This window comes from Brevundimonas sp. FG8 (assembly GCF_057808845.1).
The window spans coordinates 85,950-102,351 of record NZ_JBMDIU010000002.1; the positions used below are offsets into that span (position 1 = coordinate 85,950).

Here is a 16,402-nt window from a genome sequence, read left to right on the forward strand (position 1 = left end):
GCATGAGGCGGCTGTTTCTTCTCGCGGCCGCCCTTCTCCTCCCCACCGCTGCACTGGCGCAGACCCCTGCGTCGGCGGCGCCCCCGGCCGCCCAGGCGGCTCCCGCGCGTGCAGCGGTCCCGGTCTATGGCGTCGAGGTGGTACGGACCTATCCCCACGACCCCCACGCCTTCACCCAGGGCCTGATCTGGCGAAACGGCGTCCTGTACGAGAGCACGGGCCGGTCTCCCTCGACCATTCGGAAGGTTCGGCTCGAGGATGGGGCCGTCCTGCAACGCCGCGAGCTGGATTCAGCCCTCTTCGGCGAGGGCCTGACCGAACTGAACGGGCGCCTGATCAGCCTGACATGGACCACCGGCAAGGGCTATCTCTGGAACCCCGCCGACCTGCGCCTGATGGGTGAGTTCGACTACGAGGGCGAAGGCTGGGGCCTGACCACCGACGGAACCCGGCTGATCCTGTCCGACGGCGCCCCGCATCTCCGCTTCCTGGACGGGCAGACGCTGCAGCCCGTCGGGACGGTGCCGGTCACGCTGGACGGTCGCCGCGTCGGTCAGTTGAATGAGCTGGAATGGATCGACGGAGAGGTCTGGGCCAACATCTGGCAGACCAACTTCATCGTCCGGATCGATCCGCGGACCGGAAACGTCGTCGGCATCATAGACCTGACCGACCTGCTGCCTGACCGGACCGGCATGGACCCTCGCGACGATGTCCTGAACGGCATTGCATGGGACGCGGAAGGTCGCCGCCTGTTCGTGACCGGCAAGAACTGGCCCAGCCTGTTCGAGATCAGACTGACCGGAGCGCGCTGATCTCGCTTCGCAAATTCAGCGCACTTATGTGGGGCCGCAGTCAAAAGGCTCCGCCTTTTCGACCCGGCGCGGCCTGGCGCTTCGCGCGCCGCCAGTCCCTGAAGGTTGGCCGATCTGCGCTCGAGCAGCGAGCCGCCGCGCGGCGAGCGATAGCGCCCTAAAGGAATGAATACGGATCCACGTCCACGTTCAGACGCACCGAGGCCGGCACCTTCACCCGACTGAGCCAGACGCGCAGGAAGCCCTGCAGGTCCACGTCCCGGTCGGCGCGCACCAGCAGGCGCTTACGGCGACGCCCCCGGACCAGGGCCAGCGGAGCGTCGGCGGGGCCATAAACTTCCAGCCGCTCGGCGTTGGGAATGGCCTCGGCAAGATCGCGGGCGACTTTCTCGACTGCTTGCGCGTTCTCGCCGGACAGGATCAGGGCGGCCAGCCTGCCGTAGGGCGGCAGGGAAGCCGCCTCGCGCTCGGCCATCTCGGCGTCAACGAAGGCGTCCCGGTCACCGGCCGCCAGAGCCATCAGCACCGGATGTTCAGGCGTCCAGGTCTGTAGAAGCGCCCGCCCCGGCTTGTCTGCCCGCCCGGCCCGGCCCGTCGCCTGCGTCAACAGTTGAAACGTCCGCTCGGCCGCCCGCAGATCACCGCCGCGCAAACCGAGATCGGCGTCCACCACCCCGACCAGCGTCAGATGGGGGAAGTTATGCCCCTTCGCCGCCGCCTGGGTGGCGACCAGGATATCGATCTCCCCCTCCGCCATCGACTGGATCAGGGCGCGGGCGGACTTGCCGTCCGGGACAGTGTCCGAGCTGAACACGGCGGTCCGGGCTTGGGGGAACAACTGGCGCACCTCTTCCTCGACCCGCTCCACACCCGGCCCGACCGGCACGAGGCTGTCCTCGGCGCCGCAGGATGGACAGGCCTTCGGTTTGGGCATGGAGAAGCCCGTCAGGTGGCAGACCAGCCGTCCGGTGTAGCGATGCTCGACCAGCCAGCTGTCAGTGTCGGGCGCGGTCAGACGGTGGCCGCACACGCGGCAAAGGACCACCGGAGCATAGCCGCGCCGGTTGAGGAACAGCAGCGTCTGCTCTTTGCGCGCCAGCGTCTGGCCGATCGCCTCACGCAGGGGCTGGGACAGCCAGGTCTGGGGGTCCGGCGGCGCGGCCCGCAAATCCAGCAACCCGATATCCGGCAACACCGCCGCGCCGTGGCGCGCGCCCAGCTTCAGCCAGCGATACCGGCCCTGATGAGCGTTCCAAAGCGTCTCCAGCGACGGCGTCGCCGAGGCCAGCACCACTGTCGCGCCCTCGATCCGGGCGCGGGCCACGGCGAGGTCCCGGCCATGGTAGACCAGCCCCTCCTCCTGCTTGAACGAGCCGTCGTGCTCCTCATCAACAATGATCAGGCGCAAATTCGCATAGGGCAGGAACAGGGCCGAACGCGCGCCGACCACGATATTGCAGCGCCCCGCCTGAACGGCCTCCCAGACCTGACGTCGGCGCGGCGGCGCCACCCCCGAATGCCATTCGGCGGGCGCGGTCCCGAAGCGAGCGCTGATCCGCTCGATCAGGGCCTGCGTAAGGGCGATCTCGGGCAGCAGGATCAGAATCTGGGCGTTGGGATCCGCTCCCAGCGCGCGGGCGGCGGCCTCCAGATAGGCCTCGGTCTTGCCGGACCCTGTGACCCCGTCCAGCAGCATCGGTACGAAGCGGCGTGAGCCGACCGCCTCTGCGACGGCTTCGGCGGCGGCGGCCTGATCCGGGTTCAGGGTCGCGGGCGCATGATCCGGATCGGGAGGATCGAAGGCCGCGACGGCCTCAATCTCGATGATCTCCAGCACACCCTCATCCAGAAGGCCTTTCACCACGCCGGACGATACATTGGCGGCGCGGGCCAGATCGGGGCCCGGCATGGACTTCTGACCCAGAAGCTCCAACACCGCGGTCCGGGCGACAGTCGGTCTGGCGGGCAGACGATCGCCCACCCGGCGTACCCGGCGTTCAGGACGCGGACGCGGCGCCCGCAGCCCCTTCAGCGCCGCCGACGCCATCTCGCCCGGCGCGCTCAGCGTCCAGCGCGCGGCCCATTCAACGAAATCGACAGTGCGCCCGGGCAGGCGCGGATCGTCCAGGACGTGATCCAGCGCCTTCAGTCGCCGGTTCGAGCCGGTCGTCTCACGCACCTCCGATACGATGCCCCGGATCAGGCGCGGTCCCAGCGGCACGGCGACCTGATCGCCGCGCGCGACCTCGACCCCGTCGGGAACTTCGTAGTCGAAGGCTTCAGGCACCGGCAGAGGAATCAGGACGGATGCGACTTTCACCCTTGCCCCCTCTCCGCTAGAAGCCCCGACATGAAACTCTTCCTCGACACCGCCGAAGTCGCCGTCATCAAGGACCTGCTGCCGACCGGCATGGTCGACGGCGTGACCACCAATCCGAGTCTGATCGCGAAGTCCGGGCGCAACATCGCCGAGGTCATCGCTGAAATCTGCGCCCTGGTCGAGGGTCCGATTTCGGCCGAGGCCGTCGCGACCGACTACGAGACCATGGTCAAGGAGGGCGACAAGCTGGCCGCCATCGCCCCGAACGTGGTGGTGAAGCTGCCCCTGACCTGGGACGGGCTGCGGGCGGCGCGGAACTTCTCGGACAAGGGCATCAAGACCAACGTCACCCTGTGCTTCTCTGCCGCCCAGGCCATGCTGGCCGCCAAGGCGGGCGCGACCTTCATCTCGCCCTTCGTCGGGCGCCTGGAAGACCACGGTGCGGACGGGATTGGCCTGTTGGAAGAGATCCGCACCCTGTACGACATCCACGGCTTCGAAACCGAAATCCTGGCCGCCAGCCTGCGCAATCCGGGCCACGTCTCGGCCGCCGCCCTCGCCGGCGCCGACGCCGCGACCCTCCCGGCCGACACTTTCAAGGCCCTGGTCAAACACCCGTTAACCGACAAGGGGCTTGATGCCTTCCTGGCGGACTGGGGCAAGACCGGTCAGTCCATCCTTTAGAACTGGCGCCTCGGGGAGAGGTTAGTGAGCGTTTCGCCTGACCTCTTTTCGAAGCAAGACGAGCTTCACTGGCCGGATGTCCGCGTCTGGCTTCAGGCGCACGCCCAGACCCTGCTGGACGATCGCTCCCTGCTGGAAGAGATCGGGCTGAAGCCGCACGGGCGCAATGTGGTCGAGTTCGGCCGCGCCGCCCTGACCAAGCTGGAAGAAGCCGTTGAGCGCGAAGCCGACGCCCGCAAGCGGATCGAGGCCGTCGCCCGCGCCAATTTCGCCGCCCAAACCCAGACCCATGTTGCGGCTCTGGACCTGATGGAGTCCCGCAATCCTTCCGATCTGGCCCGCCGCCTGGACGCAGTGGCGCAGGGACGGTTCGGCCTGGCCGGCGCGGCCATCGCCATGGAGAAGCCCGGCGGCGTTCCGTTCGGCTGGAAAGCGCTGGACGCGGGCGGCGTCGATGGCCTGCTGGGCGAGCATGGCCTGACCTGGCTGGGCCCGAATTTCGATGGGCTGAATCTGTTCGGCGCGACGGACGGAGAGGTAAAGTCGGTCGCCCTCATCCGCATGGCCCCGCACTTCCCCGGCGACGACACCCCCGGCCGCCACGCCGTCTGCGCCTTCGGATCACCTGAAGAAGACGGCTTCACCCCGACCATGGGCTGCGAACTGGTGGCCTTCATCGCCCGGGTGGTCGAGCGCACGGCCGAACGATGGCCCATTCTGAACTAACGGCTGACGAGGCGCTCGCCGCCTGGCTGGAGCATCTGGCGCACGAGCGGCGCCTGTCACCCCGCACGCTGGAAGCTTACGGCCACATCGGGCGGCTCTATCTGGCCTTCCTGGAGCGGCACCGGGGTGAGCCCCAGCGCCTGAAGGGCCTCGGCGCGATCACGGCTGCGGAAGTGCGCGCCCATCTGGCCGAGCGTCGCTCGGGCGACCACCCCCTGAACGCGCGCTCGATCAGCCAGACCCTGTCCGCCATACGCGCCTTTCACGGCTTCCTGGACCGGAGACTGGACACGCCCGCGCCTCAACTGGCTCTGGTGCACGGACCGAAGGTGAAGCCTTCCCTGCCCCGCCCGATCAGCGAGGATCAGGCGCGCGGCCTGCTGGAGGAAAGCGAGGCCGATCCGGATATGGAGCCTTGGGAAGCGGCGCGGGACCGGGCCGTTCTGACCCTGCTGTACGGCTGCGGTCTGCGGATTTCCGAGGGCCTGTCGCTGATCCGGGCCGACGCTCCCTTGCCCGAAACCCTGCGGATCACCGGCAAGGGCGGCAAGACGCGGATGGCGCCGGTCCTGCCCGCCGTGCGCGAGGCGGTTGACGCCTATCTCGCGCTTCAACCCCACCCCCTTGAGCCGTCGGACGCCCTGTTCCGGGCGAAGCGCGGCGGACCGCTGGGACCGCGTCAGGTGCAGGCGGCCATGCAGCGCCTGCGCGGGCGGCTGGGTTTGCCCGCCAGCGCCACGCCCCACGCCCTGCGCCACAGCTTCGCGACCCACCTGCTGGGCGCGGGCGCCGACTTGCGCTCGATCCAGCAACTGCTGGGCCACTCCAGCCTGTCGACGACGCAGAAATACACCGCCGTCGATGCCGCCTACCTGCTGGACGTCTATGCGGCGGCGCATCCGAGGGCGTGAGCGAACACGGACTCGCCAGCGTGCGAGATCGGCGTAAAGTGCCCTGAAAAGACAGAGGGAAACGCCGTTGCCCCTGTATCGCTTACCGGGTCCGGATCGCCGACTGCTTCTGACTGGATTGGCCGCCACCCTGGCGTGGGGCAGGTCCTCTGGCGCCCCCGCGCAGGCGCCGGACGAACCGGCCGCAATCCCGCTTCTGGCCAATCTGTTCACTCGCGTGGCTGCGTCCGTGACCATCAATGATCACGGACCCTTCACCTTCGTCATCGACACGGGCGCAGGCCGGACGTCGATCGCCGACACCCTTGCCGGGCGACTGCGTCTACCGGTGATGGAGCCGGTGACCGTTCACGGGATCACCGCCGCGACCCGGACCGACAGCGTCCACGTGAACCGGATTTTTCTGAGCGGTCTGGGCTTCCGCGATCTGCGCTGCCCGATCTTGCCGGCAGACCAATTGGGGGCCGATGGTCTGCTGGGACTGGACGTTCTGGGACGCTACCGACTGGGCTTCAATGTGGACCGCCGCTCGGCCACCCTGAACGGGCGAGGCGCCCGCATACTGATGGGCGGCGCCGATATGAACACCGGCACGAGGCTCCAGAGAAACGGCGTGCGTTCCGTCCGCGGTCGCTTCGGGCAACTGCTTCTGACCCGGACTCTGGTCGACGGCGTGGAGACCGCCGCCTTTATCGATAGCGGCGCCCAGTACTCCATCGGGAATGAGGCCCTGCGGCAGGCCATCACGACACGGCGCGCGAACGTCCCCCGCCCGTATCGCCAGATCCTGCTCTATGGCGTCACCGGCCAGAGTCTGCCGGCCGATATCGCACGTGTGGAAGATATTCGTCTGGGCTGGTCAAGACTCGGCCAGACGCCCCTGCTGTTCGCCGACCTGCATTGCTTCCGGACGCTGGAACTGGCCGACCGGCCCGCCCTGCTGGTGGGGGCGGACCTTCTGGGTCGGTTCCGGCGAGTCACACTCGACTTCCCCGGCAACACCATCGCCTTCGAGGGCCTTCGCCGTCAGACGACGCGGACTATCGAGGACGAACTCGGGGCCTGATCAGGCCTGCATGGTCCAGTTGTCGACGCCCATGGCCGCCTGTTTGACGGCTTCCGAACGGGTCGGGTGCGCATGACAGATGCGGGCGATGTCTTCCGCCGCGCCGCCGAAGGCCATGGCCACACAGGCTTCACCGATCAGTTCGCCGGCCTGCGGGCCATAGATGTGGACACCCAGAATCTTGTCGGTCGCGGCGTCAGCCAGAACCTTGGCGAAGCCTTCGGTCTCGTGATTGATCTTGGCCCGGCTGTTGGCGGTGAAGGGGAATTTGCCCTTCTTGAATGCGACGCCCGCCGCCTTCAGCTGCTCCTCGGTCTTGCCGACCCAGGCCACTTCCGGGCCGGTGTAGATGACGCTGGGGACCAGATCGTAGTCGACGTGACCCGCCTTGCCGGCGATGTATTCAATGACGGCGACGGCTTCTTCTTCCGCCTTGTGCGCCAGCATCGGGCCGGTCGTGACGTCGCCGATCACCCAGACGCCGGCCTTGCCCGTCTTCAGATGATCGTTGGCCAGGAAGCCGCGCTTGTCGGTCTCGATGCCGACCGTCTCCAGACCCAGACCAGCCGTGTAGGGCCGGCGGCCGATGGCGACGAGAACCACGTCGCCCTTCAGGGTTTCGGCGGCGCCGCCGGCGGCAGGCTCCAGCGTCAGCTCGACGCCGTCCTTGCCCGTCTTCGCGGCGGTGACCTTGGTGCCCATCCTGAAGGTCATGCCCTGCTTGGTCAGGCCGCGCTGGAAGGCGGTGGCGACCTCGGCGTCCATGCCTGCGCCGACTTTGTCCAGGAACTCGACCACGGTGACCTGGGCGCCCAGACGACGCCAGACCGAGCCGAGCTCGAGGCCGATCACGCCCGCTCCGACCACGATCAGGTGCTTCGGCACGGCCCGCAGCGACAGGGCGCCGGTCGAGTCGATGACCTTGCCTTCGACGAAGTCGACGCCCGGCAGCGGGGTCGGCTCCGAACCGGTGGCGATGACGATGTCCTTGGCGGTCAGCCGGGTCACGGTTCCGTCGGCGGCGGTGACTTCAACCGCGCCGGGGCCGGTGATCTTTCCCTTTCCCTTGATCCAGTCGGCCTTGTTTTTCTTGAACAGGAACTCGATGCCCTTGGTCAGGGCGCCGACACTGTCGGCCTTCTGCTTCATCATTTGCGGCAGGTTGACCTTGGCCTCGCCCACCTCGATGCCGAGGGTCGAGAACTCCTTGGTCGCGACTTCGAACAGTTCCGAAGCATGCAGCAGGGCCTTCGACGGCATGCAGCCGACATTCAGGCAGGTGCCGCCGAGGGTGTCGCGCATCTCGACACAGGCCACCTTCAGACCCAACTGACCCGCGCGGATCGCGGCGTTGTAGCCGCCCGGCCCGCCCCCGATGATGACGACGTCATACGCGGTGCTGGGGGAAGCGGCTTCGGCCATGGGGGTCTCTCTGATGCTCTGTCTGGGCGCGGGGAAGGCGCGCGGAACCTAACGGCAAGACCGCGGGGGTCAACCATCCACAGGCATATGGTGATGATCCGTCCGGATCAGAAGGACAGCTGCCCCGGAATGCGGTGCTTGCGCTGGCGGCGGGCGACCACGATCACCAGAACGCCGAGCACCAGCAATCCGCCGAGGATCAACCACAGCGGATCGAACGGCAGGCCGCCCGCGGACGGCGCCGAACGGGCGGCGATGTCGGCGGAGCCACCGTTCCGGTCCATGGCCAGTCGCAGGACCGCGTCGGCGATGAAACCCAGGAAATAGGCGATGGAAGCCCGGGCGTTCCCCGCCCCCAGCATCAGGGCCGCGATGAGATAGAGAACCACCGCGCCCGCCCACAGCGCCCAGGCCGGGATCACGCCGAACAGGTTGCCCCCGGTCGCGGCTTCCGCCTCTGCCCGCATGGCGCCGACGTCCGGCGCGCCGCCGCTGACCAGCGGCGACAGGAACGGCCAGGCCAGCCAGCCGACATAGCCGAGGATCGCAAGGGCGACGAGGAAGCGCAGAACCTTCATGACCGGTCTCCGTAGGGGGCGTTAACCACCCTACACCTCACTCACAGAACGTCGATAGACGGGCCAGACGTGGCCGCGCTTCGGGTCAGGCGCTCTGGCGTTCGGGCTGGCGCACCGGTTGAGGCAGGGTGATGGACACCTCGGCGCCGCCGTCCGGCACGTCGTCGATGGACAGGACGCCGCCCGACTGGCGCGCGAAAGCATAGGCCTGTGACAGGCCCAGCCCCGCCGCCCCCTCACGCGTGGTGAAGAACGGCTCGACCGCGCGGGCCGCCAGATCGCGATCCATGCCCGGTCCGGTGTCCCGGACACTCAGACGAAGACCGCCTTCAAGCAGGGCCTCCAGACGCACCGCGACCGAGCCCTTGGCGCCCACCGCCTCGACCGCGTTCTGGGTCAGCGCGCGCACCGCGCCTTCGAAGGCGACCGGATCCAGCCGGGCGGGCGCATCTCCCGACGGCCCCTCGATCATCAGATCAATATCCGGCCCAGCCATGGCGCGAAGTCGGGTCTCCATTCCGCGCAGCAGAACTCCGGCGTCCAAGGTCTGGAACACCGGCGCGTCGTCGCCTTGGGAGAAGGCGGTCAGGCGACGGGTCAGTTGCTCACCGCGCTGCCCGGCGGCCAGTGCGGCCTGTCCCAGACGACGCACGCGGGCGGGGTCATCCGCCTGACGCAGCATCATGTCGAGCGCACCGGTCATGACGCCCAGTAGGGCGTTGAAATCATGCGCCAGACCGCCGGTCAGACGGCCGACGCTCTCCATGCGGCGTCCGCCCTGAAGCTCGGCCTCGGCGTCCTCCCTGGCCTTGCGCGCGATGGCGCGGGCGGCCTCGGCCTCCTCGCGCGCGACCGCCGCGGCGGTCAGGGCTTCCTCGGCCTGCAAGCGAGCGGCCTCGGCTTGCTCGCGCAGGGTCTGGACTTCTTCCTCGTAGATCGCGGGCGCGCTCGGCTCGCTCTCGATGATCGTCTCGGGCAGCGGGCTGAAGACGATGGTCTCGACCGGCGCCTCGACAGACGGCTCGACCGGAACGTCCTCGACCACCGGCTCGGCGCGTTCGCCGGCCAGCAGCAGGGCGTCGACCTGACCGTTCGCATCCGTCAGCGGCAGCATCGACCAGCGAATACCCTCCGGCGCCCCATTTCGGGACGTGAAGGCGTCCGCCTCACCGGAGGGGGCCGACAGAGCCGCGCGCAGGGCCTGACGACCTTCCACGCGCTCGTCCTCCGCCAGGAACAGGTCCGCGAAATCGCCTTCGGCGACATCCCGGCCCAGCACCAGCAGGGCGGTGCGGTTGGCCTCGCGCACAACACCGTTGGCGGCGACCACCACGAGCGCGCTGGAGGCGGCGTCAAAGACCCGGCGGGTCAGATCGCTTTCAATCACCACCGTTTCCGGCACGAGGACTTCCGGCGTCTGCAGCCCTTCGGTCTCGACAATGGCTGCGGTGGAGCCGGTGATCTGGCCCAGGTCATTCTCGATCGGCATGGCGGTCACCGAGACCAGCATCTTCCGACGGGTCGCGGGGTTGGACATCATGTGGTGGAAGCCCTTGACCGTCTGGCCCCGCAGGGCGCGAGCGCTGGGCAGGAGGTCCGGCGGCACCGGACGCCCGTCCGGGAAGGTGATTCCCCATGTCGCCGAGTGGAAGCGAAGGCCGATCAGTTCTGCGTCGCGACGCCCGAGCAGCTGGTGCGCGGCGCGGTTGGCGAAGACAAATTTACCCTGCTTGTCGGTCTCGACCAGAGCGACGGGTATGGCGTTCAGGGTCTCGAACAGCCGCTTCTGGGAATCCTCCGCCACGCGCTGGACCAGATCCAGCTGGCCCGAGGCGTCGACATGCTGACCCCGCTTCTTGAAGGCGAACCCCAGAGCGATCAGCCCGACGAGCCAGCCGACCACCGCAACAGCGCCCAGCACCCACATCCAATTGATCTGGCCTTCGAGAAACATTCGACCTGACTGTCCCGTTCTGGCGCCTCTGCGCCGGTTCGGGAGACACCTTGCAAACGGCGAACCGCAACGGCCGCCTTTCGCCCCCAAGGCGACCTAGCGGGGGATGATCCGACGGTCCACCCCGGTCGGTTAACCTTGTTGTGTGCAGGCAAGAAAAGGGGCCGGACGTCGCCGTCCGGCCCCTCATCTTCTGTCGCTATGCTCGGCTCGCGGAGCCTCGCCACCTGAGCGAGGGCAGCTAAACCGCGCTCAGAAAGAGAGCGGCCGCGCCGCAAACGTTGGCGCCCTTAAAGCTTGAAGCGAACGCCGACGAAGACGTTGTAGCCGAACTTCTCGTACTCATAGGTCCGCTCACGCGAGCCGTAATATTTGATGCCCGCCGAGTCTGTCAGGTTCTTCGCTTCACCGAACAGCTCGATACCGTTGCCGAAGTCATAGCTGGCGGTGAAGTCCAGTTGCTCGCGACCTTCGACCCACAGGTCGAGGTCAGCCGTATCGGCGTTGATCTCTTCCAGATAGTCGCTGCGCTTGGTGTACGACAGACGGGCCGAGAAGCCGTCCATCTCGTAGAAGAGCGCGGCGTTGTAGTTGGTCTCTGACTGACCCGGCAGGGCGAAGGTGTCGCGACCGCCGTAGCTCTGGGCCGTCTTGATCTCGGCGTCCGTGACCGTGAAGTTCGCGAACACGCCGAAGCCCGACATCCAGCCCGGCAGGAAGCCGAACTTCTGCTGCCAGTTCAGTTCCAGACCCATCAGGTGACCGTCAGGCGCGTTGATCGGCGTCTCGAAGTCGGCGTCGAAGGTCGAGCCGCCGATGGTGACGGTGTCCTCATACTTCAGAATGTAACGGTAGTCCGTCAGGTCTTTGTAGAAGGCGTTGGCCGACACGACGCCCAGCGAGGCGAAATAGTACTCCAGACCGACGTCGATGTTGTTCGACAGGGTGGGCTGCAGGTCCGGGTTGCCGATCTCGTAGGAGATGTTGGTGCCGTCCGTTTCCTCGATACGACGCGGAACGATCTGGCTGAACTCCGGACGCGAGATCGAGCGTGTCAGGGCGAAACGGCCGATCAGGTTGTCGTTGAAGGCGTGGCGGACGGTCAGGTTCGGGAAGAACTCGGTGTCGTCACGGCTGACCGCAGCGGTCGACAGGGCGCCTTCGATCACGGTCGGGGCCGAGCCGTCGAAATTGGTCTGCTCAACCCGCAGGCCGACGATGATGTTGGTCGAGCCGATGTCGAAGCGGGCCTGGCCGTAACCGGCGATGATGTCTTCCTGGGCCTCATAATCCGCGACCACCGAGTCAGGCATCCGGCGCGGCGAGGCGGCGCGGGCGGCGGCCAGATAGGCGTCGACCAGGCTGTTATCAAACTGGGTGCCCAGATGGTAACCGAAGTTCCGGCCCTGCTCGGTCCCCCAAAGCGAGGCCAGCGTGCCCGGGTTGGCCGAAGCGTCGCGGTTGCGTTGACGCTCTTCATCCGCGGAGACGTCGCGGGTGCTGAATTTCAGGCCGAACTTCCAATTCACATCGAGACCGCCGAACTGGCTCGGGAGTTCCAGGTTCGTGCGGAAGGCGACGTCTTCCTGCTGGGTCGTATTTGAACGGAAGCTGTTCTCACGGAACGAGAAGCTCGCCGGGTTGGCGAAGAAACCGGTGGCGGTATCGCCAAAGATCGGGTTGCCCGGCGCATAGAAATAGGTCGGGGCGTAGTGGTTGGTCGTGTCGTAGCTCAGCGTGGTCGAGCTCGAGCGGTAGACCAGCTCGTCACGGTGCGGATAGGTCTGTTCGCTGTTGGCCCAGGCGAGATCGGCGTCCCAGGTCATGCCGTTGTCGAACGTATGCTCGGCGCCGGCGACCACGGTGTAGATTTCGTTGTTCTGGGTCCGGTGACGCAGGCCCCGGTAAATACGCGCACCGGTGTAGGTCGCGGTCGTGTCCGTCGCGCCGGCCTGTAGCGTGCCGTCGGCATAGGCGAGGATCAGGGTGTTCCGGTACTCGTCATCCTCGAAGTCAGCGTACGAACCCCGGACGAACAGACGGGTCTGGTCGGTTGGGCGCCATTCCAGGGCGGTCGTCAGGGCCTGACGCGTGCGCTGGGTTTCGTACTGCTTGAACAGGGTCTCCTCGAGCACGAAGACGTCAGCGCCGCCCTGCTCCTCGATGACCCAGGCGTTCTCGATGTTCTCGGGACGGCGGTTGGTTTCCGAATAGCTCAACGACAGCAGGGCGCCGAAAGTCCCGTTCGGGCCGAACACGTTCGATACGGTCGCGCCGGCGCGGGTGTCCGAACCGCCGTAGTCGTTATAGCTGCCGCCGGCGTAACCGTTCACGACCAGACGACGACGGTCGAAAGGCGACCGGGTGCGGATGTTGACGGCGCCGGCGATCGAGTCGGCTTCCTGGCTCGGCAGCAGGGTCTTGGAGACCTCGATGTTGGAGACGATGTCGCTGGGCAGGGTGTCCAGATCGACGGCGCGGGTGCCCGGATCGACGGCGGGGACGGTCACGCCGTCCACCGACACGGCGGTGAAGGCCGACGGGGCCCCGCGGACGTTGATGTAACGGCCCTCGCCCTGGTCGCGCTGGATGGCGATACCGGCTACGCGCTGCAGCGATTCGGCGACGTTCGGGTCCGGGTAGCGACCGATGGCGTCGGCCGACAGGACGTTGATGGTGCCGTCAGCGTTACGCTGCTGGTTCAGCGAGCGGGCGACGCCGTCGGTGATCACGCCGGTGACGACGATGTCTTCCAGGTTGGCCGCGTCGGCGACGCCCAGGGTGATCGACAGGCTGACCGCTTCACCGCCCGTGGCCGTGATCGTCTGGGCGACGGTCGGCAGGCCGATGTAGCGCACGTCGAAGGTGGTCTGGCCTTCCGGCACGGTCAGGATGAACTGGCCGTTGGCGTCCGAAACCACGCGGCTTCCCGAACCGCGCACGATGACCTCGGCTCCGGCCAGCGGCGCGCCTTCAGCGTTGATGACGCGACCGTAGACGGTCGGGGCGGCGGCCACCATGGCGGCGTCGTCGCTGGCGGCCATAGCCGGGTTGGCGGCGGCGAACGTCAGGACGCTCGCGCTCATGAGCAGGTGCAGCTTCATTTCGATGATCCCCATCCCCGGCGTTTCGCCGTGGGCTTGGGAGCCGCGCATAGCGCCGGGCGACAACGGCAAAGCGACGGAACGAAGACGCTGACCTCTCGAATTTTGAACGCCGTTATGACGATTGATCGCCCCACGGAAGGTTCGTCACGAATGTGCCTCCGGACCGTCATGGTGCGTTGCTTGACGGTTTCCCGGCAGGCGTGGTCTGGCGCGCGCGTTCAGATGCCTTGGAGGGCGCGATGACTGTCCGGACCCTGCTTACCGCCGTCGTCGCCACGGCCCTGCTGGCGGCCTGCGCCATCCACGAGGTCGACTACCAGGGCGAAGGCGCGGGCGTCGTCGGGGCCGGCGCTCCCGTTCATGCCGTGCTGGAAACACCGTCAGTCGGCACCGCAGGCGAGGACGCCGCCGATGATCCGGCCGTCTGGGCCTCGGCCACGCCGGTCAATGTGAAGGGCGCCCGGGTCGGCGGCTGGGTCGCCGGAACCGACAAGAAAGCCGGTCTCTATATCTACGGTCTCGACGGCGCGATACTTCAGTTCCTGCCGGAGGGTCTGCTGAACAATGTCGACGTGGTCGAGGGCCTGAGCCTCGGCGGCCGTCCGCAGGTGCTTCTGGGCGCCAGCGACCGCACGCCGGGCAAGACCGGCATCGCGCTTTACGCCTTCGACCCCGCCGGAACCGGCGACAACGGCGTGCGCCTGTGGGGAAACATCGCCACCGATGTGGTCGAGCCCTACGGATTCTGCTTCGCCCGCCGCGGCGCCGAGGTTCATGCCATTCTGGTGGGTCATGAGGGGGAGCTGCGCCAGTTCGTCCTGACCGTCGGCAGCGATGGCCAACCCTCGGCCCGTCTGGTGCGCCGCGCGGAGGTCGGCTCGATCTCGGAAGGCTGCGCCGCCGACGAGGCCACCGACGCCCTCTACATCGCCGAGGAAAACGTCGGCGTCTGGCGCTACGGACTGGACCCGGCCTCGGGCGCGGCCCGAACCCTGGTCCAGGCCATCGCGCCCGGCGTTCTGGTCGCCGACGCGGAGGGCCTGACCATTCTGGCGGATGGAGCCGCGCGCTATCTGATCGGCTCCAGTCAGGGCGACTCCACCTTCCCGGTCTGGCGCATCGACGGCGCGGCGCCCGAGTACAAGGGCCGCTTCGTGGTCACGGACGGAAACGGCGTTGACGGGATCACCGGCACCGACGGTCTGGACGCGCTCGGCGGGCGGGTCAGTGACCGCTTCCCGGAAGGCGTGGTCGTCATTCAGGACGACGTGAACGACGTCGGGACCCAGAACTTCAAATACGTCGACTGGCGCGAGATCCGGACGGCGTTGGGTCTCTAGGCAGCGACCGCCCGGCGCTTGCGCAGGGTGATCACCGCCACGCCCAGCGGGATCAGATTGTAGATCACCCCCGGCAGCCATGGCGCGAGGCGCAGGAGCGGCGTCGCCGCGATCAGGGCTGAAATCAGCCCCGTCGCCGTGGCGATGGTCCAGGTGCCCGCCCATTGCAGGCCGGCGCGACGCGCCGCCGGATCGCCGTCCCGCAAGGCGCAGGCGGCGTGCGCGAACAGGGCCGCGTTAAGCCCCGACAGGATGGCGAAGCCTGCGCCATAGATCACATAGGTCCACCGCAGGTCAGTCAGGCCCGACATCAGCCGTCCGCCCGGCAGAAGTCCGCCCGAAATGTAATGGGTCGCCGTCTCGGTGAGCAGGCGCAGCGGGAAGACGAAGACCAGAACCGCGAACACCACCGCCAGACTGAGGAAGGTGGTCCAGCCGGTGCGCACCGGCGTCAGCCGCGACCATGTCCGGTGGGCCAGCCAGAACAAGGCGATCAGGGCGAAACCGCAGGCGAAGGCCGGAATTCGCGCCAAAGCCCGCGCGAGGTCGGCGAACGACTGGAGCGGCTCCGCCCCCGCGATGATCAGCAGGGACACGGCGAAGGCGAAGGCGGCGTCGACGAAGGCGTCGAGCCGCTGGATTTCCGGCGTCCGGAACGATCTCACCCCCGCCGATCCGTCCACCGCCCCCTCCCCCGTTCTGGTCTAGTGGCCGCCGCTTGGATAGGGCGTCGTCACCCCGGAGCTGATCATGCCCGGAATAGCCTCGCCCAGCCCCATCAGGATGAATTGGATCGCCAGCGCGCACAGGATCAGGCCCAGCACACGCACCACGATGGCCAGACCCACATCGCCCAGTACACGGCTGATGGGGCCGGTCAGGGCGAAGCTGACGAAGGAGACGATGCAGGCCGCCGCGATGGCCACCAGCGCCGCCGCCGTCCCCGTCGGGCCGATCTTTTGCGCCTCACCCGCCTGAATAATGATGGCCGAGATGGCGCCCGGCCCGATCATCAGCGGAATTGCGAAGGGCACGACAAGCCGCTGGAACCGCCGACGGGCATAGCCGCGCACATCCTTCAGATCATTGGCCGCGTCCTTGTCGGCGAAAGTCGCCAGAAAGTCCTCCCGCGCCATGTCGAGGCCCAGCAAAAGCAACAGGATGCCGCCCGCGATCCGGAAGGCGGCCAGCGAGATGCCGAAGAACTGCAGCAGCCCCAGACCCGTGAACAGGAAGAAGGCCAGGAAGGCCGCGGCGAAGGCGCAGATCAGGGCCGAAACCGAAATGCGTTGGCGCAGGGTCGCGCCCGCCGTCGCCGCCGCGAAGATCGGCAGGTTCCCCACCGGATCCAGCAACGCGAACAGCGTCACGAACAGGTTGACCCCCAGTTCGACCGCGTCCATGACCTGCCCTCGCCCCTAATTCACCAAGCCGCCCATTTGGGCTGAGCCGCCCGCGCGCGTCCACCCCCGGCGGGCA

General features: G+C 67.6%; 13 protein-coding genes. 6 read left to right on the plus strand and 7 right to left on the minus strand.

Going from position 1 to position 16,402, the window contains the following annotated elements:
* Positions 1-2: 2 nt before the first annotated feature.
* Complete coding sequence (locus ACODRV_RS04055; protein WP_488907505.1) at positions 3-815, plus strand: glutaminyl-peptide cyclotransferase; 813 nt, start codon at positions 3-5, stop codon at positions 813-815.
* A gap of 157 nt (positions 816-972) precedes the next feature.
* Here ACODRV_RS04055 and ACODRV_RS04060 read toward each other — a convergent pair whose 3' ends face one another.
* On the minus strand, positions 973-3,135 hold the full coding sequence (locus ACODRV_RS04060) for a primosomal protein N' (protein WP_488907506.1): 2,163 nt from the start codon (positions 3,133-3,135) through the stop codon (positions 973-975).
* 30 nt (positions 3,136-3,165) lie between these two features.
* On the opposite strand from ACODRV_RS04060, the gene fsa reads away from it, so the two are divergent.
* The 4 genes from fsa (at position 3,166) to ACODRV_RS04080 (ending at position 6,522) form a co-directional block, all read left to right on the plus strand.
* Positions 3,166-3,819 carry a fructose-6-phosphate aldolase gene (fsa, locus tag ACODRV_RS04065; RefSeq protein ID WP_141628054.1) on the plus strand — a complete coding sequence of 218 codons (654 nt, stop codon included), beginning with the start codon at positions 3,166-3,168 and terminating at the stop codon, positions 3,817-3,819.
* Positions 3,820-3,843: 24 nt separating this feature from the next.
* Positions 3,844-4,545 (plus strand): DUF484 family protein, encoded by a 702-nt coding sequence (locus ACODRV_RS04070; protein ID WP_141628055.1) that lies wholly within the window; start codon positions 3,844-3,846, stop codon positions 4,543-4,545.
* Complete coding sequence (locus ACODRV_RS04075; RefSeq protein ID WP_488907507.1) at positions 4,527-5,456, plus strand: tyrosine recombinase XerC; 930 nt, start codon at positions 4,527-4,529, stop codon at positions 5,454-5,456. The genes ACODRV_RS04070 and ACODRV_RS04075 overlap by 19 nt, the downstream gene beginning before the upstream one ends.
* A 229-nt stretch (positions 5,457-5,685) precedes the next feature.
* Positions 5,686-6,522: a retropepsin-like aspartic protease gene (locus ACODRV_RS04080; RefSeq protein ID WP_488907508.1), complete on the plus strand. Its 837-nt coding sequence runs from the start codon at positions 5,686-5,688 to the stop codon at positions 6,520-6,522.
* Here ACODRV_RS04080 and lpdA read toward each other — a convergent pair whose 3' ends face one another.
* The 4 genes from lpdA to ACODRV_RS04100 form a co-directional block, all read right to left on the minus strand.
* Positions 6,523-7,944, minus strand: a complete 1,422-nt coding sequence (gene lpdA, locus ACODRV_RS04085; RefSeq protein ID WP_488907509.1) for a dihydrolipoyl dehydrogenase — start codon at positions 7,942-7,944, stop codon at positions 6,523-6,525.
* Positions 7,945-8,051: 107 nt separating this feature from the next.
* Entirely contained in the window at positions 8,052-8,522 is a 471-nt protein-coding gene (locus ACODRV_RS04090) for a hypothetical protein (protein WP_488907510.1), read from the minus strand.
* Positions 8,523-8,607: 85 nt separating this feature from the next.
* Positions 8,608-10,476 carry an ATP-binding protein gene (locus tag ACODRV_RS04095; protein ID WP_488907511.1) on the minus strand — a complete coding sequence of 623 codons (1,869 nt, stop codon included), beginning with the start codon at positions 10,474-10,476 and terminating at the stop codon, positions 8,608-8,610.
* Between the two features lie 290 nt (positions 10,477-10,766).
* Positions 10,767-13,595, minus strand: coding sequence for a TonB-dependent receptor (locus ACODRV_RS04100; RefSeq protein WP_488907512.1), 2,829 nt, complete (start codon positions 13,593-13,595; stop codon positions 10,767-10,769).
* A gap of 227 nt (positions 13,596-13,822) precedes the next feature.
* Here ACODRV_RS04100 and ACODRV_RS04105 point away from each other — a divergent pair, with 227 nt between their 5' ends.
* Positions 13,823-14,923, plus strand: coding sequence for a phytase (locus tag ACODRV_RS04105; RefSeq protein WP_488907513.1), 1,101 nt, complete (start codon positions 13,823-13,825; stop codon positions 14,921-14,923).
* On the opposite strand, the gene ACODRV_RS04110 is transcribed toward ACODRV_RS04105, so the two are convergent.
* A complete protein-coding gene (locus ACODRV_RS04110; RefSeq protein ID WP_488907514.1) occupies positions 14,920-15,588 on the minus strand; it encodes a TMEM175 family protein in 669 nt (222 codons plus the stop codon). The two genes, ACODRV_RS04105 and ACODRV_RS04110, sit on opposite strands and share 4 nt — an antisense overlap.
* 39 nt (positions 15,589-15,627) lie before the next feature.
* The gene (locus ACODRV_RS04115; RefSeq protein ID WP_141628063.1) at positions 15,628-16,326 is read right to left on the minus strand and encodes a MarC family protein; all 699 of its coding nucleotides are present in this window, start codon (positions 16,324-16,326) and stop codon (positions 15,628-15,630) included.
* Between the last annotated feature and the right edge of the window lie 76 nt (positions 16,327-16,402).